This is a genomic window from Microbacterium sp. USHLN272, from assembly GCF_037149655.1.
Taxonomy (GTDB): Bacteria; Actinomycetota; Actinomycetes; order Actinomycetales; family Microbacteriaceae; genus Microbacterium; species Microbacterium galbinum.
The window spans coordinates 168,493-192,067 of the sequence record NZ_JBBCRA010000001.1 but is presented as its reverse complement, the minus strand read 5'-3'; the positions used below and the strand labels follow the sequence as shown (position 1 = coordinate 192,067).

Genomic DNA, 23,575 nt, shown 5'->3' with positions numbered 1-23,575 from the left:
AAATCGGGATCAGTTCAGGATATCGGAACCCCAGGCCCCGGGCAGGACAGCGCCCAGCGCCGCGAGCGGCGCACGCGCTTTGGTCGCGACCTCGGCGACCTCGGCCGCGGCATCCGATCCCCAGGTGATCCCGCCACCGGCGCCGACGGCCGCCCGCTCGCCATCGATCACGATGCTGCGGATGACCATCGCGAGATCGACGGCGCCGTCGATTCCGATGTAGCCGAAGCACCCGGCGTAGATCCCGCGCGGACCGCCTTCGAGCGCGTGCAGGCGCGTCATGGCCGACAGCTTCGGGGCTCCGGTCATGCTGCCCGCCGGGAATGCGGCGTCGAGGAGTGAACCGACGGTCGCACCGGGCGCCGCCGTGCCGCTGACGGTGCTCACGAGCTGGTGCACCGCGGGATAGCTCTCCACGACCCACAGCCCCTCCACGCGGATGGACCCTGCGACGCAGACGCGGGAGAGATCGTTACGCATGAGATCCACGATCATGACGTTCTCGGCGCGTTCCTTGGGGTTGACGGCGAGCTCGGCAGCGAGAGCGGCATCCTCGATCGGATCCGCGGATCGCGGCCGCGTGCCCTTGATGGGCCGCGTGCGGATGACGCCGTCCGCGGCGAGGAGGAACTGCTCGGGGCTCGCGCTCAGCAGCGCACGCCCCCGGATCCGAACGAAACCTCCGTGGTGCGCGGGCGTCGCGGCGCGCAGTCGCGCGTAGACCGCGACCGCATCACCGACGCCGGTGGCCGAGAAGCGCGTCGTGAGGCAGAGCTGATACGCGATCCCCTGCCGGATCAGGTCTCGGCAGCGCTCGATGAGGCCCGCGTACTCCGCCGGTTCGTGCCGGGCCTCGGCCACGACACCGTCGACCGGCGCGTTCGGCAGGTCGGGAAGAGCGGATGCCGCGACCGCCGCCTCCTCGACGAAGGACTCCCACTGCGCGAGGTCCCCATCGGCCTGCACCCACACCCGCCGACGCTCATGGTCGAACGCGGCGAAACGCCGCACACGCATCCACGACGCCCGGTCATCCGCGTCGCCGTCGTCGGTCGGGGCACCGGCCGCGGCCGCCCCGGTCTCGTAGTCGTGCCAGCCCACCCATCCGCCGCGGAACGGCGGTCGTTCATCGTCGGCCGCTCCCCCGTCGGCGGGAGCGCCGCGGACCTCCCCGAGCGCCACATCAGCGGGCAGCGCCGACGGTTCGCCGACACCGACGAAGCTCCACCCGTTCGCCGTATCGGGACCCGCGTCGAGCCAGAACACCTCCGGCGACGAGGCGTCGAGAACACGGAAGACGTCAACGGGCTCGACCCAGACGGAAAGGGGACGAGCGGGTGGACGATGGGGCACCTTGTCAGCCTAGAACCTGGCCGCTCCCGTATTCTCGTGCTGTGGATGACCTCTTGACCTGGCTGTTCGAATTCATCCGTTCGATCGACCCCGTCACCCGCACTCTCATCGCCGGCGTCGCCGTCATGCTCGAGACCAGCGTCCTCATCGGACTCATCGTGCCCGGCGACACCGTCGTGATCATGGCCTCGATCGGCGTCCGAGGTCCGGTCGAGGCAACCGCGATGGTGATCGCCGTGGTCATCGGCGCGCTGATCGGCGAGAGCATCGGTTTCGCCCTGGGTCGCTGGCTCGGCCCCCGCATCCGGACGTCGTGGCTCGGGCGCCGGATCGGCGAGAAGAACTGGGTGCGTGCCGAGCGATATCTGCAACGCCGCGGCGGAATCGCGATCTTCCTCTCGCGATTCCTGCCCGTACTGCACTCCCTCGTGCCCCTCACGGTCGGCATGAGCGCCTACTCGTACCGGCGTTTCCTGGCGTGGACGGCTCCCGCCTGCGTGATCTGGGCGGTCGCGTACGTCAGTGTCACCTCTCTCGCCGCGCTGACCTTCGACGAGATGGTCGATCGCGTGCACTACGCCGGATATGTCTTCGTCGGCATCATCGTCGTCTTCCTCGTCGTGGTCTACCTCGGCAAGAAGCTCCTCGAGCGCTCGGAAGCCCGCCACCTCGAGGCCCACGACGCGGAACCCGAGGCGGACGTGAAAGACTGAGCCAATGGCTTCCGCACCCCCGGCGCCCCGGATCCACTGGTTCGCCCGACTCGAACACCGCTTCCATGTGTGGCGTGAAGTTCGTGCGCGCAAGCGGGGTCGCACCGCGACGGTCGTGCCGTTCCCGGGCTATGGCGGACCCGGCTGGGTGCGCGTCGTCGGGCGCGTCCTGATCGTGCCGCCGCAGCGACGCGGCAAGGACGGCGAGCTCGCGAGCATCCGCGGCTGGCGAAGCTTCGTCGGCATCCCGGTGAGCTTCGCGAAGGTCTCGGTGCACGTCGGCGACACGGTTCACCAGGTCGTCGCCGATCGCGGCGGCGTCGTGGACGCCGTGATCCACGCGGATCTCGACGCCGGATGGCAGACGTTCCGCGTGTCGACGGAAGAGCAGGAGCCGGTCGAGGCGACCGCCTTCGTCGTCGGCGAGTCCACCACGTTCGGGGTCGTCTCCGACGTCGACGACACCGTGATGGTGACCGCTCTGCCGCGTCCGTTCATCGCGTTCTGGAACTCCTTCGTGCTCGACGAGCACGCCCGCATCCCCGTGCCCGGCATGGGAGTGCTCCTCGACCAGTTGCTGCGCCAGCACCCCGGCGCTCCGATGGTGTACCTGTCGACCGGCGCATGGAACATCGCGCCGACGCTCCGTCGCTTCCTGAGCCGCCACCTCTTCCCCGCGGGTTCCATGCTCCTCACCGACTGGGGCCCCACGCACGACCGCTGGTTCCGCAGCGGCCGTGAGCACAAGCTCACCAACCTGCGTCGGCTCGCCGACGAGTTCCCGCACGTGCGCTGGCTGCTCATCGGCGACGACGGGCAGCATGACGAGGCCATCTACTCGACCTTCCTCGAGGAGCATCCCGAGTCCGTCGCCGGCGTGGCGATCCGTCGTCTGCTCCCCGCGGAGGCCGTTCTCGCCGGTGGGCGCACGGATGCCGAGCCGCACGGCGACGAGGACGTGCCGTGGGTCAGCGCCGAAGACGGCGCCGGACTCCGCGACCGGCTCGGCGACGCCGGCATCCTGGACTGACATGCCCCTCCCCCTGGACGAGGTCGACTGGCGCGTGCGGGAGCACGCCCACCAGGAGCGCGCCGACGCCCTGACCGCCGAGCACCGCTCGCGCGCCGCGGCCGGGGAGAAGCACCCCGTGTGGGACTTCCTCTTCACCTACTACTCGTACAAGCCCGCGCAGTTGCGTCGCTGGCATCCCGGCGCGGGCGTCGAGCTCGCCGACGCTGCGGAACGCGCGGGCTGGCGTTGGTACGCCGCGGGATCGGCTCCCGGCAGCGTCGTGCCCGATGCTCCGGCTTTCGCGCGCGAGAAGCCGGAGCTCGCGGGACTCGTCGAACGGATGCTGCGCCGCACCGCTTCACGGCCCGGACAGTTCGGCTGCTTCGGTCTGCACGAGTGGGCCATGGTCTACCAGGCGGACGAGCACCGCCATCCCGTGCCGCTCCGGCTGGGACGAGAGGGCACCGACGCGGTGGTCGAGGCGCACGATCTGCGCTGCACGCACTTCGATGCCTTCCGCTTCTTCACTCCCGAGGCCGTGCCCCTCAACCGCTCGGCGCTCACGCGCGAGGAGCAGCCGCTGTTCGAGCAGCCGGGCTGCCTGCACGCGGGGATGGACCTCTACAAGTGGGCGACCAAGCTCGGTCCCCTCGTTGCGGGTGACCTGCTGCTCGATGCGTTCGAGCTCGCACGCGACATCCGCCTGCTCGACATGCAGGCCGCCCCCTACGACCTCTCGGCCTGGAACGTCGAGCCGGTGCCGATCGAGACGAGCGAGGGCAAGGCGGACTACGTGCGCCGCCAGCGGGTCTTCGCCGACCGCGGTGCGGCATTGCGCACGGCGCTGCTCGATGCCTGGCTCGGAGACGCGGAGACCGCGGCCGCGTAAGGCGAGCTCAGCCGGCGGGCGTGCAGTCCGCGCACACCGACCAGTCGGCGGTGTCGGCGGCCAGCTCGAGGCGCAACTCCCTGACGCGCGTCGCCGCATCGGCGAGTCGCTCTGCCGGCAGGTCGCCGGACTCCACGGCGGCGACCAGTCCCGCGACCATCCGACCGGCGGTCTCGGGAGTGGACCCCGCGATCATGAGCACGAGGTCGTTGCCCGCGGCGATCGCGGCGACGCCGTTCGCCACCGGATCCGCGTAGGCGGGGTCGCCCGACGAGAGCAGCATGCCCAGATCGTCGGTCACCATGACGCCGTCGAACCCGAGTTCCTCGCGAGCGATCCGATGCCACTCGGCCGACATCGACGCGGGCGCGGCATCGACTGCGGTATAGGCGAGGTGTCCGAACATCAGCAGCGAGGCACCCGCATCGATCCCGGCGGCGAACGGGGGCTCGTCGGCCGTGCGCCACTGCTCCTTCGACATCGGCGTCGTCGGGATCGCGTGATGCGAATCCCCCTCCGCCGCTCCGTGTCCCGGGAAGTGCTTGAGGGTCGAAGCGAGGAACTCCTCCTGCGCCGTCGTCGCCGCCGCGACGCGCTCCGAGGCCGATGACGGGTCGGTGCCGAGAGCCCGCCCGTAGATGAAGGATGCGGAATCCGCGGTGACGTCGGCGACGGTGCCGAAGTTGACATTGACCCCGGCGCGGGCGACCAGTGAGGCCCGCGCCGTGAAGGCATCCGTCGTTTCTGCCACCGGCGCGGACTTCAGGGTCGTCGATGCCGCGAACGCGTCGGACGGCAGACGCGAGACGATCCCGCCCTCCTGGTCGATCGCGATCAGCGGAGGAAGCGACTCGTCGACCGTCAACGCGGAGGTGAGCGCGCGCAGCTCCGGCTCGGTGGCGGGGATGTTCGAGCCCATCAGGATGAAGCCGCCGAGTCCCTGCTGCATGTACGCGTGGAGAGCCGCGGGATCCGCCACCGGGATGTGTCCCATCACGACGCTCGCCGCCTGCTCGGCGACGCTCATGCCGCGCACCTCTGCCTCCGCGCGCGCAGCGGGTCCGAGAGCCGCCGGGGTCGCGGCATCCGTCTGCAGACGAAGAGCGGTCGGCCGCGGATCATCCGACGGCGTCTGCGCCGCCGCGGGTGCCGCGACCGCCGCCACCGTGAGGGCGGCGACGGTCGCGAGCATCCAGCGACGCAGCGCTCTCATCCGATCAGCTCAGCGCCTCGGCGATGGGCAGGGCGGCGTCGGCCGCTCCGTTGCCGAACCGGATGGTGCGCCCGAACGTCGACGGCTCGACGAGCGCGGCAGCGATGACCGCGGCGACATCCGCACGCGACACCTCGCCCTTGCCCTCGGGGTCGAGCACGATGCGACCGGTCGGGTCGTCGAACGTGAGGGTGCCGGGGCCGAGGATCGTGCCATCGAGATCGGTGGAGCGCAGGTGCTCGTCGGCCGCCCACTTCGCGTCGGCGTAGGCGAAGAAGCCGTCGCTCTCGGGCACGCCGTGGTCGGCGGTCGAGCCGATCCACGACACCATCACGTAGCGGCGGACTCCCGCGACCTCGGCTGCGTCCATCGAGCGGATCGCGGCATCGCGGTCGACCGCATAGGTGCGCTGCGCGTCTCCCCCACCGGCGCCGGCCGACCAGACGACCGCGTCGTGACCGCGGATCAGATCGGCGATCCCCGCGACATCGAGCGACTCGATGTCGGCCACGAGCGGACGCGCGCCCGCGGCTTCGACATCGGCGATGTGCTGGGGGTTGCGGATGACGGCGGTCACCTCGTCGCCGCGGGCGACCAGGAGCGGGGCGAGCAGCAGGGCGATACGGCCGTGCCCTCCGAAGACGATGATGCGGGACATGCGATTCTCCTCACTCCGGCAGCTGAGAGCTGTCGATCACGAAAGCTTGCGGATGGCTCGGAAGGTAGCGTACGACCACACCCTGACCGCCCGGTATGTACGCATCGCGGTCGGGGAAGACGGCCGGGCTGAAGAAGTTGCTCTCGAGGGTGTACTCCACCCCGTCGCCCGTGGTGAAGGTGACCCAGTCGCCGTCGAGCGTTCCCACGGTCGGGCGGCCGTTGTCGTAGATGTACGCGCGCGTGACCGGCACACCGGTCAGGCTCAGGATGCCGATGACGAGGTTCGCGAGCATCACGAAGGCGAGGATGCGGAACAGCACGCGCATGGTCGTTCCTCCGATGTCGCGGCGCGTCGCGCCGCCCTCCGAGCGGAGACCCTCGCGCTCCCGCACACGGCGCAGCGCCGCACCCGGACTCGTGCGTTTCGCCGAGATCGCGAACAGTCCGAGGATCGAGAAGCCGGCGATGAAGACCATCGCGTAGGCGTGGGACGCGGGGAAGTTCAGCAGCCAGAACAGAGTGTCGAGGGGGTTCATCGCCCGGCCTCCTTCTCGATCGTCACGGCCACGGTCTGCGGATCCTCCCGGCGATAGAACGCCCAGATCGGGGCGCCGACCTGCAGATGCGGGATCGCCTGCGGGTACACGAACACCGTGGTGTCGGCCTCCCAGGTCTCCCCGCCCTCGGGTGCGAGCAGCACCCGCAGCGCGAGTTCGGACTGGCCCTCGCGACGGCGCCCGGTGGGCCGGATCTCGAGAACGGATGCCGGAACCTGCGTACCGGTCGTGCGCGCCCGCACCTGGCGCGGATCGATCAGTCCGCGGTCGATGCGCCACTGCAGCAGCGCCTCGCTCACCGCCGGATCGGACGGATCAACGAGTTCGAGGGCGTCGTGGTCGCCGGGCCGGTACCGCACCGCGAGGGGCTGGCCGACCTGCAGCGCCCCCACGTCGGCGAGCGGCACGAGGGTGCGCAGCTGTGCCACGAAGTCGTCGCCATCGGTCGGGGTCACGCGGAGGAAGATGTCGTACTGAGGCACGTCGTTGATGGTCGTTCCCGTGGTCTCGACCTCGACGATGCGTCCGATACCGATCCGTGCGTCACCCGCGCGTGCGAGTCGTCGGCGGGCGGGGCCGAGCATCACGCCCCCGAAGGTGAGGAGAAGCCCCCAGGCCACGCCGATCATGATCGGGGCACCGAGGCTGTCGCCCCCGAAAGGGAGTATCGACTGCCGCTGATCGATTCCGAAGAGCCCCTCGCCCGTCCAGATCACCAGCCAGGCGGTGAGCAGCAACCAAACGATCAGCAGTGCGAGGCGAAGCATGCCTTCAGCGTATCGAGGGAACGTTCGCCAGCGCTCGCCGCACTCCGGTCGCGGCAGAGCGCCCTGCACGGTTCGCCCCGATCGTGCTCGCCGAGGGCCCGTAACCCACGAGCTGGATCCGGGGATCGGCGACGGCCGTCGTTCCTCGTCCGCCACGATCGAGCTGGATGCCTCCCGCGGCGCTGCGCAGATGCAGCGGGGCGAGGTGACCGATCGCGGGCCGGAACCCGGTCGCCCACAGGATCACGTCGACGCGCTCGAACGATCCGTCGGCCCAGCGCACGCCGTCGGGTTCGATACGCGTGAACATGGGTCGCCGTGCAGAGTATGCTCCCAGGCGCTCGGCTTCTCGCTCCTGTTCGCGGAGCATGAGCCCGGTGACGCTCACGACGCTCTGCGGCGGCAGCCCCTGCGCGACGCGCTGCTCGACGAGTGCGACTGCTGCCGCGCCCGCCTCGGGCGTGAAGTCGTCGGTGCGCCAGACCGGCTCGCGCCGCGTCACCCAGAGGGTGTCGGTGATCGGGGCGAGCGCGCCGAGGAACTGGACAGCGGATGCCCCGCCCCCGACCACGAGAACGCGCTTCCCTCGGAAGTGCTCGGGGCCGGGGTAATCGATCGTGTGCAGCTGCTCGCCGAGGAACGTCTCCATGCCCGGGTAGTGCGGCAGGAACGGATGCGTCCAGGTGCCGGTCGCATTCACCAGGGTGCGCGAGCGCCACTCCCGCTCTCCTGCGCGTGTCACGAGCACGCCGTCCTCGTCGTCCACGCGATCGACCGTGACGGGTCGGATGATCGGAAGGACATGGGTTCGCTCGTAGGCGGCGAAGTAGGCGGGCACGACGATGTTCGCGCGCTGGCCGTCACGCGGGGGCGGAGTGTCGCCCGGGAGCTCTGCGACCCCGTGCACGTCGCGCATCGTCAGGGCATCTCATCGGTGCTGCCAGGCACCGCCCGGCTCGGCGTCGGAATCGAGCACCACGTGCGAGATGCCGAGCCGCGTCAGGTGGTACGACGCCGAGAGTCCGGCCTGACCCGCGCCGATCACGATGCTGTCGAGGATGCTCACGCTGACGTGAACGTGCGCGCACCCGCCGTTGTTCCCCGGGGCTCTCGCGCCTCGGCCGCATCACGACGCGCCCGGGCGGCTCGAGCCGATTGGTGTTGAGCTCGCGACCTGTAGTACGCTTTTCGAGTTGCCCCGGTCAATCCGGAGCGATTCTGGGCCTGTGGCGCAGCTGGTAGCGCACCTGCATGGCATGCAGGGGGTCAGGGGTTCGAGTCCCCTCAGGTCCACCGAAGATGAGAAGCCCCGCGAGAGATCGCGGGGCTTTTCTCATGCCCGGCGCGGCGACGATGATAGCGGGAGTGACAAGAATCCTGTTTCCTGTAGGATTCTTGCGACCATGACCCTCGCAACGACGCAGGAGCCCTCATGAACGCTTCCCCCACTACCCCCACGAAGAAGAACTCGATGCTCGGCGTCGGCGCCGCAGCCCTCGTCGGCTCGGCCCTCGAGTGGTACGACTTCTACCTGTACGGCACGGCCGCAGCGCTGGTCTTCAACCGGATCATCTTCGTCAATTCCGACCCCGTCGTGGCCACGCTCGCCGCCTTCGCGACCTTCGCCGTCGGTTACCTGATCCGCCCCCTGGGCGGTCTCATCTTCGGCCGGATGGGTGACACCCTCGGACGCAAGCGCGTGCTCGTGCTGACCCTGCTGATCATGGGCGTGGCGACGTTCCTGATGGGGCTCACCCCCTCCTACGAGCAGATCGGCATCTGGGCACCGATAATGCTGATCGTCCTCCGCCTCGTGCAGGGCATCGGTGCCGGCGCGGAGTTCGGCGGGGCGGCCATCTTCTCGGTCGAGCACGCCGACCCGCGACGCCGCGGCCTGCACGGCGCCTGGCCGTCGGCCGGCGTCTACCTCGGTCTGCTGATGGCTTCGGGGGTCTTCGCCGTCGTCACCCAGCTGCCCGAGGATCAGTTCCTCGCCTGGGGCTGGCGCATCCCGTTCCTGCTCAGCGCCGTCGTCGTGATCGTGGCGTTGATCATCCGTCTCCGCCTCGCCGAGAGCCCCGCATTCGTCGCGATGCAGTCCGAAGAGCACGCTCCCGTCTCCCCCGTGAAGACCGTCTTCGCGCAGGAGAAGACCGCCATGCTCACCCTCTTCCTCGCTCAACTGCCCCAGAACGTCGTCTCGTCGATCAACCTCGCCTTCATCACCGCGTACCTGGTCGGAAACCTGCAGCTGTCGGCATCCGTCGGCCCCGTCGCCACCACGATCGGCACGGCCGTGACGATGGTGCTGCTGCCCGTGTTCGGCGCCCTTTCCGACCGCATCGGCCGACGTCCGGTGATCCTGTTCGGCATCGTCTTCTCGGGGATCTTCGCGTTCCCGTACTTCTGGCTCATCGGCGGCGGAGAGGCACCGGCACTCGTCGTCGTGGCGATCGTGCTGAGCCTGGGCCTCGGGGTCGGCGCGATGTTCGGCCCCCAGGCGGCCTACTTCGCCGAGCTCTTCACCGGCGGTGCTCGGTTCACGGGCCTCGCGTTCTCGCGGGAACTCGCCGGTGCCGTCAGCGCGGGCACGACACCGCTGATCGCCGTGGCCCTCGTCGCCGCGACCGGCGGTGCGACCTGGGCGGTCTCGCTGTTCATCGTCGCGGCGTGCGTCGTGGGAGCGATCGCGGTCTTCTTCGGCGGCGAGACGCGTGGGCGCCGGATGAGCGCGACGACCGTCGCCGATCTGAGGGCATCCACCGGGTCGTTCGAGCGCTGACGCGCGGCTTCCTCTCAGACGAGGGGATCGAACCTTGACGGCCCCATGCGCAGTCTGCCGATGCGCGTCGTCGCGATAATGCTGAGTGCTGCGCCGCCGCCGATCATGAGAGGCGACCACCAGGCGTAGAGCGCCGCGGACAGGCTGAAGCCATCCATGAGCGAGAGGACGAGACCGAAGACCGCGACCGCAGCGGCGAGCGACCCCCAGCCGATCTGCGTAATCCGCTGTGCTCGCTGCACCTTCTCCACCGTGGTGGGCGCTCCTCGGTACGAGAGGTGCGATGTCCAGGACGAGCCATCCCACCAGCGGGCGACCCGGCGGATGCCGCTCGCGTACCAGCCCGGAGGCGGAGCCTGCGGCGGGACGGGACTCACGGGTGGCCGCGGCGGCGCCGTGTGTGCGGAACCGGGCACGAGGGTGGGGAGCCGCCCGGCGGCGAGGGGCGCGGGAGAGGGCATGGGTGGCGCGGGATACTCGTAGGCCGGCGGCAGTCCGGCCGGCCCGCTCCGCCCACCACGCAACTGCTCATCACCGCTGGGCGGCAGGGGTGCCGGGGATCCCTTGCTCCGGAGAACCTGCACGAGGATGAAGGCGACGATGCCGACGACTCCGAGGAAGCTGAGGCCCAAGAAACCGATGTACAGGGCCATGGGATGCCAGAACCATGAGATGACGTCCATTCGGCGGCCTTCCGCGTCCGTCGGGATCGCACTCTCCCGAACTCGTGTCCTCCACTATGCCCGGGATGCCTCGTCGGGCACGAACGACCGACCGAAGTCAACGACCTCGACCGCAAGCCTGTCCACTCGGAATGATGATGCCCTTCACTCGAGACAGGAGATCAGATGAGCACCCCCGATTCGCCCGAGACCGACGACCCGCGCACCTACGACGGCCCGGATTCCGACATCGCCGCAGGGAACATCACCGACGCGGACTTCACCACCGATGCTCCGGAAGGCACATCCCCCGAGGATGAGGCGGACGCGGACGGCGGAGCATAGGAGGGCTTCGGCTCTGCCTGCCGTACGGGGCGCGCTGAGCGCAAGGGGGAAGACGATGTCGGCGGCACGCCCTAACGTTCACGTTGTGAACGATCCTGATCAGTACCCCGACGACGTCCTCTGGGCGTGCGTCGAAGACGGATTCCATGTCGGCAGTCGCGGTGGGGACTTCCTCGGTTACGTCGACCGGCGGGCGGACGGGCAGTACGCCGCTTTCGATGCGCGATCGCGGGAGATCGGCGCGTTCGCGTCGCTCCACGAAGCGACGGATGCCGTCACCGCCTCGTCGACGCCGAGCACGCCCCTGTCCACCGCGGGCGACGAACTCGTCGGAGGTGACAGGTGAGCGCCGACCTGATCTCCGTCGTCTACACGAGCACCGCGTCGCAGCCGTTCCGCAGCTCCGCTCTCGAAGACCTCCTCACGACCTGCCGACGCCTGAACACGCAGAGAGGTGTCACCGGCATGCTCCTCTACCGCGACGGGCGGTTCATCCAGATCCTCGAGGGGGCGCCCGACGTCGTCGATCGTCTCATCGAGACGATCCGTCGCGACCATCGCCACCACGACCTCCGGATCCTTCTGCGCGACGGGATCGCGGAGCGTCGCTTCAGCGACTGGACCATGGGTTACCGGCCCCTCCGCGATTTCTCCGGCCGCATCCCCGAGGGGTACCGGGATTCGTTCGACGACCTCGACGAGGGAGTGGATAACGAGACCGCTCGGCGCGCGCTGGCCGAGTTGACGCTGTGGTTCCGCGTGCGGTCCGTCCCCTCCGTCACCCGTGCATAGCGTCGTACCCGGATCGGAACGACGGGAACTCGAGCGGCCCGACGACCCTGCGAAGGAGTGCACCGTCCAACACATGGCCCGAATCGCGGTGGGCCCCGGCATCCGGCGGCGGCTCCACACCGAGTAGATCGGCGATGTAGGTCACGACCTCGCCGAGCCGGACCGGCTCTTCGTCGACGGCGTGCAGAAGCACGGGTGGAGAGGCCATGCGCAGAAGCGTGTCGATCGTGCGGACGAGATCGCTCTCATGGATGCGGTTGGTCCAGCGCCGATAGTCCACCTCCGCGTGATCCCGCACGCGGCGGATCAAGAAGTCCCTGCCCGGGCCGTAGATGCCCGCAGGGCGGAGCACGACCGCAGACAACAGCTCCTGCGCGGCGAGCTCTCCATCGCGGATCGCCTGCGCGCGCTCGGTCTGCGGGTGCGGCAGCGTGCGCTCCGTCAGCACACGGTCGGGCTCCTCGCCCGCGAAGACCCCCGTCGAGGACACGAAGACCGTACGCTCCGGGATCGCCGGCAGCGCACGGACGATATGGCCGAGCGCTACGCGGTACGCGTCGACCCCCTCTCCCGGCGGAAGGGTGACGACCAGCGAATCGATCGCCGGGAGCTCGACGGGCAACGGCGACGCGACGTCTGCCTCGATACCGATCACGCCGGCGGGCAGGTCGGATGCCGAGCGGCGAAGCGCGAACACCTCGCTCCCGTCCGCGATCAACGAGGGTGCCAGCCGAGCGCCGAGCTTGCCGAATCCGACGAGCAGGATGCGTCGAACCGGCCTCGTCTCGTGAGCGGGGAGGGTGTTCATCCCTCCAACCTGCCACAGAGCATCAGGGGCGGTTGCTAGGTTGGACACTCACGGTGCGCGAGCGCCGGCGAACGGGAGGAAACCGATGGGACTGTTCCGACGACCGGAGATGCCGAAGCCCGCCGAGCCGGGGCTCTGGTCCCGAGGATTCGGTGTCGTCGCGACCCGCAGCCTGCAGACCCTGATCGTGCTCGCTCTCGTCGCCGTCGGCGTGCTCGTGATCACGCAGCTCTCCCTCGTCTTCATCCCCGTGACGATCGCGCTGATCCTCGCGAGTGCGATCCATCCGCTCGTCGCCCTGATGCGCCGTCGCGGGATGCCGTCGATCCTCGCCACCTGGATCGCCTTGATCGGCATCCTCGCCGTGCTCGGCGGCGTCGTGTGGGTCATCGTGCTCACCGTGCGATCGCAGTGGGACGACCTCGTCGACTCCGCCACCGACGGCATCGCACAGGTCACCGACTGGCTCGGCACCCTCCCGTTCGACTTCGGTGCCATCGACCTCGACGATGTCTGGGCCAACGCGCAGGACTTCCTCACGAGCGCCTCGTTCGGTCAGGGCGCCCTGGCCGGTGTCTCGGCCACCGCGAGCTTCTTCACCGGCCTCGCACTGATGATCGTCGTGCTGTTCTTCTTCCTCAAGGACGGCCCCCGCATCTGGGAGTTCCTGCTGCGCCCCTTCACCGGCGAGAGCTACGAGCGGGCGCGCCGGATCGGCGACAAGACCGTCGACGTGTTCGGCGGCTACATCCGCGGCACGTCGATCGTCGCCGCGGCCGACGCGCTGGGTATCGGCATCGGCCTCGCGATCCTGCAGATCCCGCTCGCGATCCCGCTCGCCGTGATCGTCTTCCTCACCGCCTTCATCCCCCTGGTCGGCGCGACGGCCGCCGGCATCCTCGCCGCTCTCGTCGCCCTCGTGACGCACGGCCCGGTGGCGGCGCTGATCGTGGTCGGCATCGTGGTGCTCGTCAACCAGCTCGAAGGCAACTTCCTGCAGCCGGTCGTCATGGCGCGGTCGCTGAAGCTGCATGCCCTCGTCATCCTGCTGGCCCTGACCGCGGGCACGATCCTCGGCGGCATCGTCGGCGCCGTGCTCTCGGTACCGCTCGCCGCGGTCGCCTGGGGAATCATCACCGTGTGGGACGGACCGCACACGCCTGCTCGCCCCTTCCGCAAGAAGCGGTCCGAGACCGTCTGACGCGGGCTCGACAGCCGACGAAGCACTCCCCGTCCTTCGTCGGATGCCCCGTGCCGGGCGATATGGGGAGATGGAGGAACGCAAGGACGACACCGGGAATCCTGCGTGGCTCTCCCCTCCACCCGGCACGAACGAAGGATCCCCTCATGGCTGTCACCGTCCGCTCCGACCTGGTGCTCTCCCACGCCGTCGTCACCTCCGATGTGACCGGCAACTTCGACGACGTCGACATCGAGTCCTGGCTCAAGAACCTGCCCACCCACGAGTACCAGCGCTGCGCGCCCGGCGACCACAAGGCGGCCGGCTACACGGTCGACGACGACGGCACGCCCATGTCGATCAACGTCGAGGTCATCGGAACCGGCCTCGTGATCCAGCAGTACCGCTACGAGGTCGCGAGCAAGCACTACTGCAAGATGGTGTCGATCTCCGACATCCTCACCCCGACCGGTTGGACCACCACGCAGGTGATCTGGGAGCTGGGCATGGAGCAGCTGGAGGGCGACCAGCTGCGCTACGTCAACACCGTCACCTCGCACCCGACCGAGGAGTTCCTCGAGTTCATCACGGCCAGCGGCGCGACGTTCGAAGAGGCCGCCGCGGCACGCCAGAAGGCCTCCGGTCAGCACTGCGAGCTCGAGACCCCGCACTACGCGCAGAGCATCATCGCGTACGCGAAGAGCAACCCGGCCACGGCCGCCGCCTGAGCGTTCCCGCTCGCACCCGATCCGAGAGAAGGCATCCCATGACCTCCGCCATCCGTTTCACGCACCCGGGCCCGCCCGAGGTGCTGCGTCTGGTGCCGATCGCGCGGCCCGAACCGGCCGCCCACGAGGTGCGCATCCGCGTGCATGCGGCGGGGATCAACAACGCCGACCTGCTCGAGCGCCGGGGCCACTATCCGGTCCCTCCGGGGGCACCGGAAGGCCCCGGCCTCGAGTGCGCCGGCGTGATCGACGCGGTGGGTGCGGATGTCGACGGCTGGAGCATCGGCGACGAGGTGTGCGCCCTGCTCGCCGGGGGAGGCTACGCCGAGGAGGTCGTCGTGCCGGCGACGCAGGTCATGCCGAAGCCGCGCTCCCTCACGATGGTCGAGGCAGCGGGTCTTCCCGAGGTCGCCTGCACGGTGTATTCCAATCTCGGCATGATCGCCGGTCTCACCGCTGGGCAGACCGTGCTCGTGCACGGCGGAGCGGGTGGCATCGGCTCGTTCGCGGTGCAGTGGGCGAAGGCGATCGGCGCCAGAGTCATCGCCACGGCCGGCAGCGACGCGAAGGCGGCGGCGGCCCGCACGTTCGGCGCCGACGTGGCCATCAATTACCGCGATGAGGATTTCGCCGCGGCCACGCTCGCCGCCACGGACGGACGCGGCGCCGACGCCATCCTCGACATCGTCGGCGCTCCGTACCTCGAGCGCAACATCGAGAGCCTCGCACTCGACGGCCACCTCGTGATCATCGGAGGGACGACCGGGCCGACTACGCTCGACCTGTGGGAGCTGATGTCGCGCCGGGCGAGCGTCTCGGCCACGCTCCTGCGTGCACGGCCGGCCGCGCAGAAGGCCGCGATCGTCGCCGGCGTCATCCGCGATGTCCTCCCGCTCGTCGACAGCGGTGCGATCCGCGGCGCCGTGGATGCCGTCTTCCCGCTCGCCGAGGCCGGCCGCGCGCATGCGCTGCTGGAGAGCGGGACGACCGTCGGCAAGGTCGTGCTCGATGCGACCGCCGAGCGGCTCTGACGGCACGCGCGTGGACCGCCCGCCCGAACCGAAGCCCGCGACGGGTGACCGCCCCGTCCCGAACGATCCTGCGCACGACCGCATCTGGGCGCCGCTCGCCGTCCCGATCTTCCGCGCACTCTGGATCACCGCGCTCGTCAGCAACATCGGCACCTGGATGCAGACCGTCGGCGCGCAGTGGTTCATGGTCGAGCAGCACACGCATCCTCTGCTCATCGCCCTGATCCAGACGGCATCCGCCGCACCCGTGCTGCTGCTCGGCATCCCGGCCGGGGTGCTCGGGGAGTTCCTGAACCGCCGATCGCTGCTCATCTGGATGCAGACGCTGCAGGTCCTTCTGAGTGCTGCTCTGGTGACTCTCACCGCGACCGGCGAGATGACGCCGTACCTGCTGCTGATCATCACCCTGCTGCTCGGCGGGGCGACCGCGGTGCAGTTGCCGGCGTACCAAGCCCTTGCGACCGAGATCGTGCCGGTGCGGCTGGTGCCGATGGCGGCGTCGCTGAGCGCGGTCTCGGTCAACATCGCCCGCGCGATCGGTCCCGCGATCGCCGGAGTACTGCTGTCGGGTTTCGGCGTCGCCTTCGTGTTCGGCATGAACCTCCTCTCGTTCGCCGCGTTCCTCGTTGTGCTCGTCACCTGGCGCACCTACCGTCCGGACGCGCGACAGGCCGAGCGGTTCGTCGATGCGGCACGCGCGGGAGTCCGCTACGTCACCCGCGCCGCCGTCGTACGACGCATGTACGTGCGGCTCGGGGCGTTCGTCGTGCCCGGCAGCGTTCTCTACGCGCTCCTCCCCCTCATCGCGACCGAGCGGCTGGGGCTCGACTCCGCCGGCTACGGACTGCTGCTGGCGGGGATCGGCGTCGGATCGATCGGCGCGGCCTTCCTCATGCCCGTGTTCCGTTCGTGGGGAGCCAACCGCACGGTGCTCGCGGCATCCGTCCTCTTCGGCGCGGCCACCATCGGCGTCGCCCTCTCGCCGACGATCGTGCTCGCCCTGCCCCTTCTCGCCCTCGCCGGTGCCGCGTGGATCGGCGTCGTCGCCACGCTGAACGGCGCGGTGCAATCGTTCCTGCCGGTGTGGGTGCGGGCGCGGGGCCTCTCGGTGTACCAGATGGTGCTGTACGGCTCGATGGCGGCGGGCGGGCTTCTCAGCGGTGTGGTCGCCGGCTGGGTCGGTGCCACCGCGGTGACCGCCGCCGCGGGCGCGGTCACGCTGCTGGTCGCGGCCACGCAGCTCTTCTGGCCGCTGCTCGAGACCGCCGACAAGAAGCGAGAGACGTTCGCGCTCCCTCTCGCCGAAGCCTCCGTGGACGTCGATGGCACGAGCCCCACCCTCGTTCTCGTGCGCTACGACGTCGCGCCCGAGAACGTCGATGCCTTCCGCGCTCAGATGCGCCTCGTCGAGCACAGCCGGCGGCGCACGGGCGCGCGCACCTGGGCGCTCTACCAGGACCGCGAGGACGGCGACTGGGTCGAGGCCTTCGGCGTCGGCAGCTGGGACGAGCACCTGCAGCAGCACCGAGCACGACTGACCCGCTACGACCAGACGGTGATCGAGACGGCGGGCGCGCTCGCGAACTCGGTGGAGGTCGAACATCTGGTCGAGACGGCGGATGCCGCAACTCCCCGCCGCGCCCATCATGCGGGCGCTGCGCACCACTCCCCACCCCACCCCGCCGCGCCCTCATGAACCGGGCCGCCCGGACGCTCCGCGAGCTCACCGCCGTCGTCCCCTCGCCGGGTTCCTGGGTCGCCGCGACCCAGGCGACGCTCGCGGTCGTCCTGCCCGCCGTCGTGTTCGCCGCCGCCGGCGCCGCATCGCTCGGTCTGCTCGCCTCGTTCGGCGCTCTCGTCGTCATGTACCTCTCCGGACGCAGCCGTCGCGAGCGCGCGGCCAAGCTCCCCGTGATCGCGGCGGGCTTCGTCCTGGGATCCCTGCTCGGAATCCTCACCGGCGATTCCCTCACCGCGAGTCTGCTCGCGATCGGCGCTGTCGCGATCGCGTTCTCCTTCCTGAGCCTCGCGTTCGATGTCGGACCTCCCGGAGCGATCTTCCCCGTCCTGACGACGGGGTCGATGGGGCAGCTCACGGCGCCCGCCTCGTCCGGTGGGGCCGCGATGGACCCCGGCGTCGTCCTGGCGACGATCGTCGTCGGGATCCTCGCGGGCTATGCCGCGGTCGTCGCTCCGCTGCTCGTCCCCGCGGTGCGGCGACGCGATGCCCTCGCCCCGGCGGATCATGGCTGGACGTTCACCTTCACGCCGGAGTCGGCGCGCATCCTCGCACGGCTCACGGTCGGGATCCTGCTCGCCCTGCTCGTCAGCGCCGCGCTCGGTCTGCACCACGCGGCCTGGGTGCTGCTCGCGGTGCTCGGCATCCTTCAGAAGGATGCCGACGTGCACCGCGGCACGATCAGGATGGCGCAGCGCGTGCTCGGCACCGCCCTGGGCGGCGCACTCGCGCTGCTCTTCCTCCTCTGGACACCGGAGCGACTCGCGCTGCTCACGATCGTCGGCGTGCTCGTGTTCGGCTTCGTGGCGCTGGTGCGACGCAATCTGCTCTTCGCGTTGATGCTGGTGACGCCCATGGCGCTCCTGCTCGTCACGGGTGGAGACCGTGACCGCCTGCTGGAATCGGTGCTCGCGCGCGTCGGCGACACGGCGATCGGAGCGGTGGTCGCCGTGCTCGTCGTCGGTGCTGTGCTCCTGAGCCGCCGCGCGGGTCGGCGCCTTCCCGCCTCCCCGACGCACACGAAGGGGGCGGTGTGACCTGTCGGTCGCACCGCCCCCTTCGTCCGGTGCTCAGCGCAGCGGGGTGATCCCCTGCGCCCCGCGCGGGAACGTCGCGAGGATCGCCGGGTCGATGTTGAGATGCGCCGAGACGAGCTGCGGCGGAACGTGCGAGAGCCAGTTCGCGAGCGAGATCTCCTCGTACTTGTCGGTGCGGAACACCTCGAGGAACTGCAGCACGTCGTCACCGGTGTTCTCGATGTAGTGACCGAAGTTCTTGCGCACGACGCCCACATCGCCCGCGCGGAAGTCGGTCGTGTTGGCGTGCGGCCCCGTGTTGAACACGGTCATACGGGCGGAACCGCGCAGGTAGTACTGCCATTCGTCGGCGTTCGGGTGCCAGTGCAGTTCACGCATCGAACCGGGCTCGACCGTCACGAGCGCCGCGGCGACCGTTGACGAGTACTTGTAGTTGGTGGAGTCCGCGATCTGGATCGATCCACCCGAGTTCTCGTAGAGCGGCTTCGACCGCGAGAGGCGGAAGATCACCGGCTCCATGCCCCACTCGACGCCCGCGGCGGCCTGATCGACCTCGAGGGCCGGCGGCTCGTCACCGGGGAAGATCCAGAGGTTGTGCAGCGGGATGTCGGAGAACACCTCCTGCGCCACGCCGAAGTTCTTGGCGAGCACCTCGGGAGGCGTGTGCGCGAACCAGTCGGTGAGCAGCAGCGTGTTCGACTCGGACTGGTCGCCGTCGTCGAACGCGAGCACGAACTCCGCGCCGTCCGGGCCCAGTCCCTGCAGGGAGTGCGGGGTGCCGGCCGGGAAGAACCACAGGTCGCCCTCCTCCACGTCCTCGACGGCGGGAAGACCCGAACGGCTCAGCGTCGTGACGCGCGCCTTGCCCCGAGTCATCACGGCCCACTCCGCGGTCTGGTGCCAGTGCAGCTCGCGGATGCCGCCGGGCTCCAGGTACATGTTCACCCCGGCGATCTCGTCAGAGATGTGGAAGTCCTGCTTCGTGAGCTCCCGCGCCCACCCGCCTCGCTGCACGCGCCGCGGGGAGATGTTGAACGACGACCAGAAGAACGGCTGCGTGCTGATGTCGGTCGCCGGAGCGTGCATCTGATTGGGGAACTGCGACTCGATGACCTCGTTCTGCGGCCCGCCCATGGTGTTGCTCTGCGGACGGTCGGCGATGTTCACCTCGCCCTCCTGCGGCAGGTCGGGGTTCCCGAGTGTCGGGACCTCGTGCCCCAGCTCGGCGTTCTCGGACGTGTCCATGCGGTGCTCCTTCGTGATGGTTCCGGACGATACCGAGGAGTCTGCTCCTTCGCCCATCGCCGGTACACACCCCCGTGACGAATCGGTTCTCGACTCTCGTCGGACGAGGTCCATCCCGCGCGGCGCTTGCATGGGGGCATCCCTGGAGGTCTTCATGTCGTCATCGACCGTTCGCACGCCCCGCCCCTATCCCCTGCTCGAGAGCGCGCCCGCCGCTGCCGCGCTCGCCCTGGTCTCGGGCCTGCTCAATGCCTGGACGTTCGGGCAGATCGGCACCTTCGCGACCGTGCAGTCCGGCAATCTGCTCTCGATCGGCTACTTCGTGGCCGACGGAGACCCGTCGAGGGTGCTTGCGGCTGCGGCATCCGTCCTGTCGTTCGCCCTCGGTTCGTTCCTCTGCACGCTCGTCGTGCTGTGGCGGGCGCGAGCCGGGCGCGGGTACTCGGTCGAGGTGCTGCTGTGCGAGGTGATCGCGCTCGCCGCGCTCGCCCTCGCGAGCGTCACGGGGGCGGTGGGGCCGGAGTGGATCGCCGGCGCGATCAGCTTCCTCGCCGGCGTGCAGGGCAATGCCTTCCACCGCGAGACCGGCATGCTCTACGGCAACATCGCCGTCACCTCGGTGGTTCAGATGGCCGCGAGCCTTCTCGCTCGAGCCGCGGGGAGGACGATCGCCTCCGACGGCGAGCCCCACCTGCGTCCGGCGGCGGCCTACACCTCGGTGCTCGTGGCGTTCGCGGCCGGCGGCGGCATCGGATTCGCCCTCGATCTGGCGTGGTCGTGCGCGTCGATCGTCGGTGCCGCAGCGGTCCTCGGCATCCTCCTCCTCGTCGCCCGCTCCGCGCGGGGTGCGGTCGATCCCTCTCAGAACGCGCCGACGCCGTGACATCCCTCCTCGACACCTGTCTGGTCGAGTCCGGACGCGCGCCCTAACCGGCGGCCACCGGAGGAAGGGAGAGTGGAGCCATGACAGACACCCCTGAGACCGAGGGCCGCGAACGGATCCTCACCGCCGGGACCACGGCACCCGACTTCACGCTTCGCGTCACCGCCGATCAGTCGCTGCGGCTCGGTGAACTCCGCGGTGCGCCGGTGGTCCTCGCCTTCTACCCCGCCGACTGGAGTCCGGTGTGCGGGGATGAACTCTCCGTCATCAACGCCGCGCTGCCGATGCTCCACGAGCGCCGCGCGCAGGTCGTCGCCGTGTCGGTCGACAACGTGTGGTCGCACGAGGCGTTCTCGTCCGCGCACGGGCTGCACTTCCCGCTCCTGAGCGACTTCGAACCGAAGGGCGCGGTCTCCCGCCTCTACGGCGCCTACGACGACAGCACCGGGGAGAGCCGTCGGGCCCTCTTCGTGATCGACGCGGCGGGTGTGATCGCCTGGAGCTATCTCTCCCCCGTCGCCCTCAACCCCGGCGTCGACGGCGTGCTGGACGCGCTCGACGCTCTCACCCCCGATGAAAGGAGAGGATGATGTCCTCGCTCCGCATTCCCGTCTCGACCGACGACCACAGCACCGGACCGGACGACGCCTCCGTCGTGCTCGTCGAATACGGCGACTACCAGTGCCCCTACTGCGGCGAGGCGTACCCGGTCGTCAAGAAGCTCCTCGCCGAGCTGGGCGACCGCGTGCGCTTCGTGTTCCGCAACTTCCCGCTCGCCGAGATGCATCCCGAAGCGGTCGATGCGGCATTCGTGGCGGAATTCGCCGCATCGCACGGCGCCTTCTGGGAGGTTCACGACCTGTTGTACGAGAACCAGTCCCGACTCGGATCGCCGCTCTACGCCGAGATCTGCGCGAAGCTCGCCCTCCCCGTCGCCGATCTGCGCGCGGCGGTACAGGAGCAGCGTTACCTGTCGCGCATCCGCGCGGACGAGGAGGGCGGCATCTGCAGCGGCGTGAACGGCACGCCCACGTTCTTCCTGAACGGGGAGCGGCTCGACGGCGGCACGGCCGAGCTGCCGGACGCCCTGCGCACGGCGGTGCAGCGCGCGTCGGTCCAGCGCGCGTCCTGAGCGTCGAGACACCATCTCCGCCTCGAGACGTCACGGCACACGTGATGTCTCGAGGCGTTCGTGGTGTCTCGACACGCGCGGCGCGCACCGCGCAGTGCGCTCAGCGCGCGATGCGTCGCATCCGCAGCGCCGCCACCACCGTGACGACCGCCACGAGCACGACGAAGACCAACAGCACGACGAGTTGCGGCACCACCGTGAGGGCGGCGCCGATCGCCAGCACCGGGACGGCGAGTCCGCAGTAGGCGACCAGGAAGATCGCGGCGAGCGTCTCGCCTCGGCGACCCGGCTCGGCGATCTCGGATGCCGTGGCCAGGGCGCACTTGAACAGCGCCCCCACACCCGCACCGGCGACCACGCCGCCGACCAGGAACAGGACGAACGACGGCAGCACGGCGCCGAGCGCGATCGCCGCGAGACCGATCCCGCAGGCGAGTGCGGCGAAGAGCAGTTGCGAGCGCCGTGACACCCGGGCGAGGAGCACCTGGGCGGCGGCCGCGGAGCCGAAGACGAGGAAGACCGTGACACCGGCGACGAGATGACGGGTCTCGCTGAAGGTGCCGACGAGCAGTGTCGGGGCGAGCGAGGTGAACAGGCCGAAGAGGGCGAACCCGGCGAAGGCCGCGAACCCCGCCGCCACGAATGCTCCGCGCGACGACGCGGGGACCGCGATCCGCTGCGGCCGGTACTGCCGGTGCTGCGGCGCGACAGTCTCGGGCACGAGCGCCACGGAGATGGCCAGACAGATCAGCACGATCGCGAACACGGTGTGCGGCAGATGCAGCGGATCGGGGAGGTAATCCGCGAACACCCCTCCGATGAGCGGCCCGAGCGCGAGTCCCCCGAGGTTGGCCCCGCCGGCCACCGACGCCGCGACGATCGCGTTCTCGTCTGGTCGGGCTCGAGCGCGCAGCTCGCCGAGGTGCGCGGTGGCGGTCGCCGTGAGGATGCCGATGCTCACGCCGTTCACCACGCGGGCGACGAGGAGACCGGCGACGTCGGTGAAGACCATGAAGAGCACGGCGGAGAGCGCCGAGACGAGGATGGCAATCACCAGCATCCGCCGGCGCCCCATCCAGTCGCTCACATGACCGAGCAGGAACAGACTCGCGACCACTCCGACCGCGTAGGCGGCGAAGACCACCGTGACCACCGACACGGGGAATCCGTCGAGCTGCTGGTACAGGGGATACAGCGGCGTCGGCACGGTCGAGTACGCCATCACCAGCAGGAAGGCGACGGCGACGACCCAGAACCCGGTCGCTCGGCCGGCAGGAGCTTCGATATCGGTCACAGCGCTCATTCTGTCAGCGCACGGCGTCGGCGGCGTCGACGATCAGCCGGGCGACATCGCCGGGGTGGGTGTGCAGCACGAGATGCGGACCGGGCAGTTCCACGAGCTCGCGCACGCCCGCCCGGTCGAGTCCGAAGCGCACCGCCTCGGGGTTGATGAGGCGGTCGGCGGTCGCCACGACGCCCCACGACGGTCGGTCGCGCCAGGCGGCGACCGTCGCGGGTTCCGCCAGCACCTCCGCGTCGAGCGGGCGCTGGGTGACGGCGAGCACGGCGGCCTCGTCTGCGGGGATGCCGAGGGCCGTGAGGAAGGGGAACTCCTCGATCCTCACCGAGATCTCCGCGGCATCCGCCTCTCCGGGCACGGGATAGGCCGCCTCGTCGAAGTACGGCATCGCCTCCGGGTCCGGGAAGCGGCGGTGCACGTCCTGCGCGCTCTCCCCCACCTCGAGCACGTACCCCTCGATGAAGACGAGGCCGCGGACGTTCGCCGCATCGCCGGCGACACCCGCGACCGTGGCACCGTACGAGTGCCCGACGAGCAGAACCGGGCCATCGATCCGTTCGACGAAGGAGCGCACGTACGCGGCATCCGCGGCGAGGCTCCGATTCGAGATCGCCGGCACCCGTACCTCGAGGCCCTCGCCGAGGAGCCGCATCGCGACCGGCGACCAGCTCGCCCCGTCCGAGAACGCTCCGTGCACCAGCACGACCGTGGGCTTGATGGCCATCTCACACTCCCTTGCGCCGGATCT

Annotated in this window: 25 protein-coding genes, 1 tRNA gene and 1 pseudogene; 16 read left to right on the top strand and 11 right to left on the bottom strand. The window is 69.8% G+C overall.

The window, feature by feature from the left end:
- Positions 1-9: 9 nt before the first annotated feature.
- Complete coding sequence (locus WFJ97_RS00960) at positions 10-1,353, bottom strand: anthranilate synthase component I family protein (RefSeq protein WP_336640175.1); 1,344 nt, start codon at positions 1,351-1,353, stop codon at positions 10-12.
- Between the two features lie 41 nt (positions 1,354-1,394).
- On the opposite strand from WFJ97_RS00960, the gene WFJ97_RS00955 reads away from it, so the two are divergent.
- Genes WFJ97_RS00955 through WFJ97_RS00945 form a run of 3 tightly spaced genes read left to right on the top strand, consistent with a single transcriptional unit; the run spans position 1,395 to position 3,967 of the window.
- Positions 1,395-2,066: a DedA family protein gene (locus WFJ97_RS00955; protein ID WP_247956341.1), complete on the top strand. Its 672-nt coding sequence runs from the start codon at positions 1,395-1,397 to the stop codon at positions 2,064-2,066.
- 4 nt (positions 2,067-2,070) lie between these two features.
- Entirely contained in the window at positions 2,071-3,096 is a 1,026-nt protein-coding gene (locus WFJ97_RS00950) for an App1 family protein (protein ID WP_247622202.1), read from the top strand.
- 1 nt (position 3,097) lies between these two features.
- Positions 3,098-3,967, top strand: coding sequence for a 3-methyladenine DNA glycosylase (locus WFJ97_RS00945; protein ID WP_336640174.1), 870 nt, complete (start codon positions 3,098-3,100; stop codon positions 3,965-3,967).
- A gap of 7 nt (positions 3,968-3,974) precedes the next feature.
- On the opposite strand, the gene WFJ97_RS00940 is transcribed toward WFJ97_RS00945, so the two are convergent.
- The 5 genes and pseudogenes from WFJ97_RS00940 to WFJ97_RS00920 all read right to left on the bottom strand — a co-directional run bounded on the left by WFJ97_RS00940 (position 3,975) and on the right by WFJ97_RS00920 (position 8,230).
- Complete coding sequence (locus WFJ97_RS00940; RefSeq protein WP_336640173.1) at positions 3,975-5,180, bottom strand: glycoside hydrolase family 3 N-terminal domain-containing protein; 1,206 nt, start codon at positions 5,178-5,180, stop codon at positions 3,975-3,977.
- A gap of 4 nt (positions 5,181-5,184) precedes the next feature.
- Positions 5,185-5,838: an SDR family oxidoreductase gene (locus WFJ97_RS00935; protein ID WP_336640172.1), complete on the bottom strand. Its 654-nt coding sequence runs from the start codon at positions 5,836-5,838 to the stop codon at positions 5,185-5,187.
- A 10-nt stretch (positions 5,839-5,848) separates the two neighbouring features.
- Positions 5,849-6,376 carry a hypothetical protein gene (locus tag WFJ97_RS00930; protein ID WP_336640171.1) on the bottom strand — a complete coding sequence of 176 codons (528 nt, stop codon included), beginning with the start codon at positions 6,374-6,376 and terminating at the stop codon, positions 5,849-5,851.
- Positions 6,373-7,164 carry a hypothetical protein gene (locus WFJ97_RS00925; protein ID WP_336640170.1) on the bottom strand — a complete coding sequence of 264 codons (792 nt, stop codon included), beginning with the start codon at positions 7,162-7,164 and terminating at the stop codon, positions 6,373-6,375. Before WFJ97_RS00925 ends, WFJ97_RS00930 begins: the two co-directional genes overlap by 4 nt.
- 4 nt (positions 7,165-7,168) lie before the next feature.
- Positions 7,169-8,230, bottom strand: a pseudogene (locus WFJ97_RS00920) (NAD(P)-binding domain-containing protein).
- Between the two features lie 154 nt (positions 8,231-8,384).
- On the opposite strand from WFJ97_RS00920, the gene WFJ97_RS00915 reads away from it, so the two are divergent.
- Both WFJ97_RS00915 and WFJ97_RS00910 read left to right on the top strand, forming a co-directional pair.
- Positions 8,385-8,457, top strand: a tRNA-Ala gene (locus WFJ97_RS00915).
- Between the two features lie 139 nt (positions 8,458-8,596).
- Positions 8,597-9,946 (top strand): MFS transporter, encoded by a 1,350-nt coding sequence (locus WFJ97_RS00910; RefSeq protein ID WP_336640169.1) that lies wholly within the window; start codon positions 8,597-8,599, stop codon positions 9,944-9,946.
- A 14-nt stretch (positions 9,947-9,960) separates the two neighbouring features.
- Here WFJ97_RS00910 and WFJ97_RS00905 read toward each other — a convergent pair whose 3' ends face one another.
- Positions 9,961-10,629 (bottom strand): DUF2510 domain-containing protein, encoded by a 669-nt coding sequence (locus tag WFJ97_RS00905; RefSeq protein ID WP_336640168.1) that lies wholly within the window; start codon positions 10,627-10,629, stop codon positions 9,961-9,963.
- A 165-nt stretch (positions 10,630-10,794) separates the two neighbouring features.
- Here WFJ97_RS00905 and WFJ97_RS00900 point away from each other — a divergent pair, with 165 nt between their 5' ends.
- The 3 genes from WFJ97_RS00900 to WFJ97_RS00890 all read left to right on the top strand — a co-directional run bounded on the left by WFJ97_RS00900 (position 10,795) and on the right by WFJ97_RS00890 (position 11,745).
- Complete coding sequence (locus WFJ97_RS00900) at positions 10,795-10,953, top strand: hypothetical protein (RefSeq protein WP_336640167.1); 159 nt, start codon at positions 10,795-10,797, stop codon at positions 10,951-10,953.
- Between the two features lie 85 nt (positions 10,954-11,038).
- The gene (locus tag WFJ97_RS00895) at positions 11,039-11,299 is read left to right on the top strand and encodes a hypothetical protein (RefSeq protein ID WP_336640166.1); all 261 of its coding nucleotides are present in this window, start codon (positions 11,039-11,041) and stop codon (positions 11,297-11,299) included.
- Positions 11,296-11,745, top strand: a complete 450-nt coding sequence (locus WFJ97_RS00890; protein ID WP_336640165.1) for a BLUF domain-containing protein — start codon at positions 11,296-11,298, stop codon at positions 11,743-11,745. Before WFJ97_RS00895 ends, WFJ97_RS00890 begins: the two co-directional genes overlap by 4 nt.
- Here WFJ97_RS00890 and WFJ97_RS00885 read toward each other — a convergent pair.
- Complete coding sequence (locus WFJ97_RS00885; protein WP_336640164.1) at positions 11,732-12,553, bottom strand: hypothetical protein; 822 nt, start codon at positions 12,551-12,553, stop codon at positions 11,732-11,734. The two genes, WFJ97_RS00890 and WFJ97_RS00885, sit on opposite strands and share 14 nt — an antisense overlap.
- A gap of 85 nt (positions 12,554-12,638) precedes the next feature.
- Here WFJ97_RS00885 and WFJ97_RS00880 point away from each other — a divergent pair, with 85 nt between their 5' ends.
- The 5 genes from WFJ97_RS00880 (at position 12,639) to WFJ97_RS00860 (ending at position 18,267) form a co-directional block, all read left to right on the top strand.
- Positions 12,639-13,754, top strand: coding sequence for an AI-2E family transporter (locus WFJ97_RS00880; protein WP_247622188.1), 1,116 nt, complete (start codon positions 12,639-12,641; stop codon positions 13,752-13,754).
- 146 nt (positions 13,755-13,900) lie between these two features.
- Complete coding sequence (locus tag WFJ97_RS00875; RefSeq protein WP_247622187.1) at positions 13,901-14,461, top strand: hypothetical protein; 561 nt, start codon at positions 13,901-13,903, stop codon at positions 14,459-14,461.
- Positions 14,462-14,499: 38 nt separating this feature from the next.
- The gene (locus tag WFJ97_RS00870) at positions 14,500-15,492 is read left to right on the top strand and encodes an NAD(P)H-quinone oxidoreductase (RefSeq protein WP_336640163.1); all 993 of its coding nucleotides are present in this window, start codon (positions 14,500-14,502) and stop codon (positions 15,490-15,492) included.
- A 10-nt stretch (positions 15,493-15,502) separates the two neighbouring features.
- Positions 15,503-17,188, top strand: coding sequence for an MFS transporter (locus tag WFJ97_RS00865; RefSeq protein WP_336640162.1), 1,686 nt, complete (start codon positions 15,503-15,505; stop codon positions 17,186-17,188).
- Positions 17,185-18,267 (top strand): FUSC family protein, encoded by a 1,083-nt coding sequence (locus tag WFJ97_RS00860; RefSeq protein WP_336640161.1) that lies wholly within the window; start codon positions 17,185-17,187, stop codon positions 18,265-18,267. Before WFJ97_RS00865 ends, WFJ97_RS00860 begins: the two co-directional genes overlap by 4 nt.
- 33 nt (positions 18,268-18,300) lie before the next feature.
- Here the strand turns inward: WFJ97_RS00860 and WFJ97_RS00855 are convergent, their stop codons facing one another.
- Positions 18,301-19,512, bottom strand: a complete 1,212-nt coding sequence (locus tag WFJ97_RS00855; protein ID WP_247632013.1) for a cupin domain-containing protein — start codon at positions 19,510-19,512, stop codon at positions 18,301-18,303.
- Between the two features lie 154 nt (positions 19,513-19,666).
- On the opposite strand from WFJ97_RS00855, the gene WFJ97_RS00850 reads away from it, so the two are divergent.
- The 3 genes from WFJ97_RS00850 (at position 19,667) to WFJ97_RS00840 (ending at position 21,527) form a co-directional block, all read left to right on the top strand.
- On the top strand, positions 19,667-20,395 hold the full coding sequence (locus tag WFJ97_RS00850) for a YoaK family protein (protein WP_336640160.1): 729 nt from the start codon (positions 19,667-19,669) through the stop codon (positions 20,393-20,395).
- Positions 20,396-20,475: 80 nt separating this feature from the next.
- Entirely contained in the window at positions 20,476-20,985 is a 510-nt protein-coding gene (locus tag WFJ97_RS00845; RefSeq protein ID WP_336640159.1) for a redoxin domain-containing protein, read from the top strand.
- Positions 20,985-21,527: a DsbA family protein gene (locus WFJ97_RS00840; protein WP_336640158.1), complete on the top strand. Its 543-nt coding sequence runs from the start codon at positions 20,985-20,987 to the stop codon at positions 21,525-21,527. Before WFJ97_RS00845 ends, WFJ97_RS00840 begins: the two co-directional genes overlap by 1 nt.
- 100 nt (positions 21,528-21,627) lie before the next feature.
- On the opposite strand, the gene WFJ97_RS00835 is transcribed toward WFJ97_RS00840, so the two are convergent.
- Together WFJ97_RS00835 and WFJ97_RS00830 are read right to left on the bottom strand one after the other, a co-directional pair.
- A complete protein-coding gene (locus WFJ97_RS00835; RefSeq protein ID WP_442928365.1) occupies positions 21,628-22,830 on the bottom strand; it encodes an MFS transporter in 1,203 nt (400 codons plus the stop codon).
- A gap of 4 nt (positions 22,831-22,834) precedes the next feature.
- A complete protein-coding gene (locus tag WFJ97_RS00830; protein WP_247622178.1) occupies positions 22,835-23,551 on the bottom strand; it encodes an alpha/beta fold hydrolase in 717 nt (238 codons plus the stop codon).
- Positions 23,552-23,575: the final 24 nt, after the last annotated feature.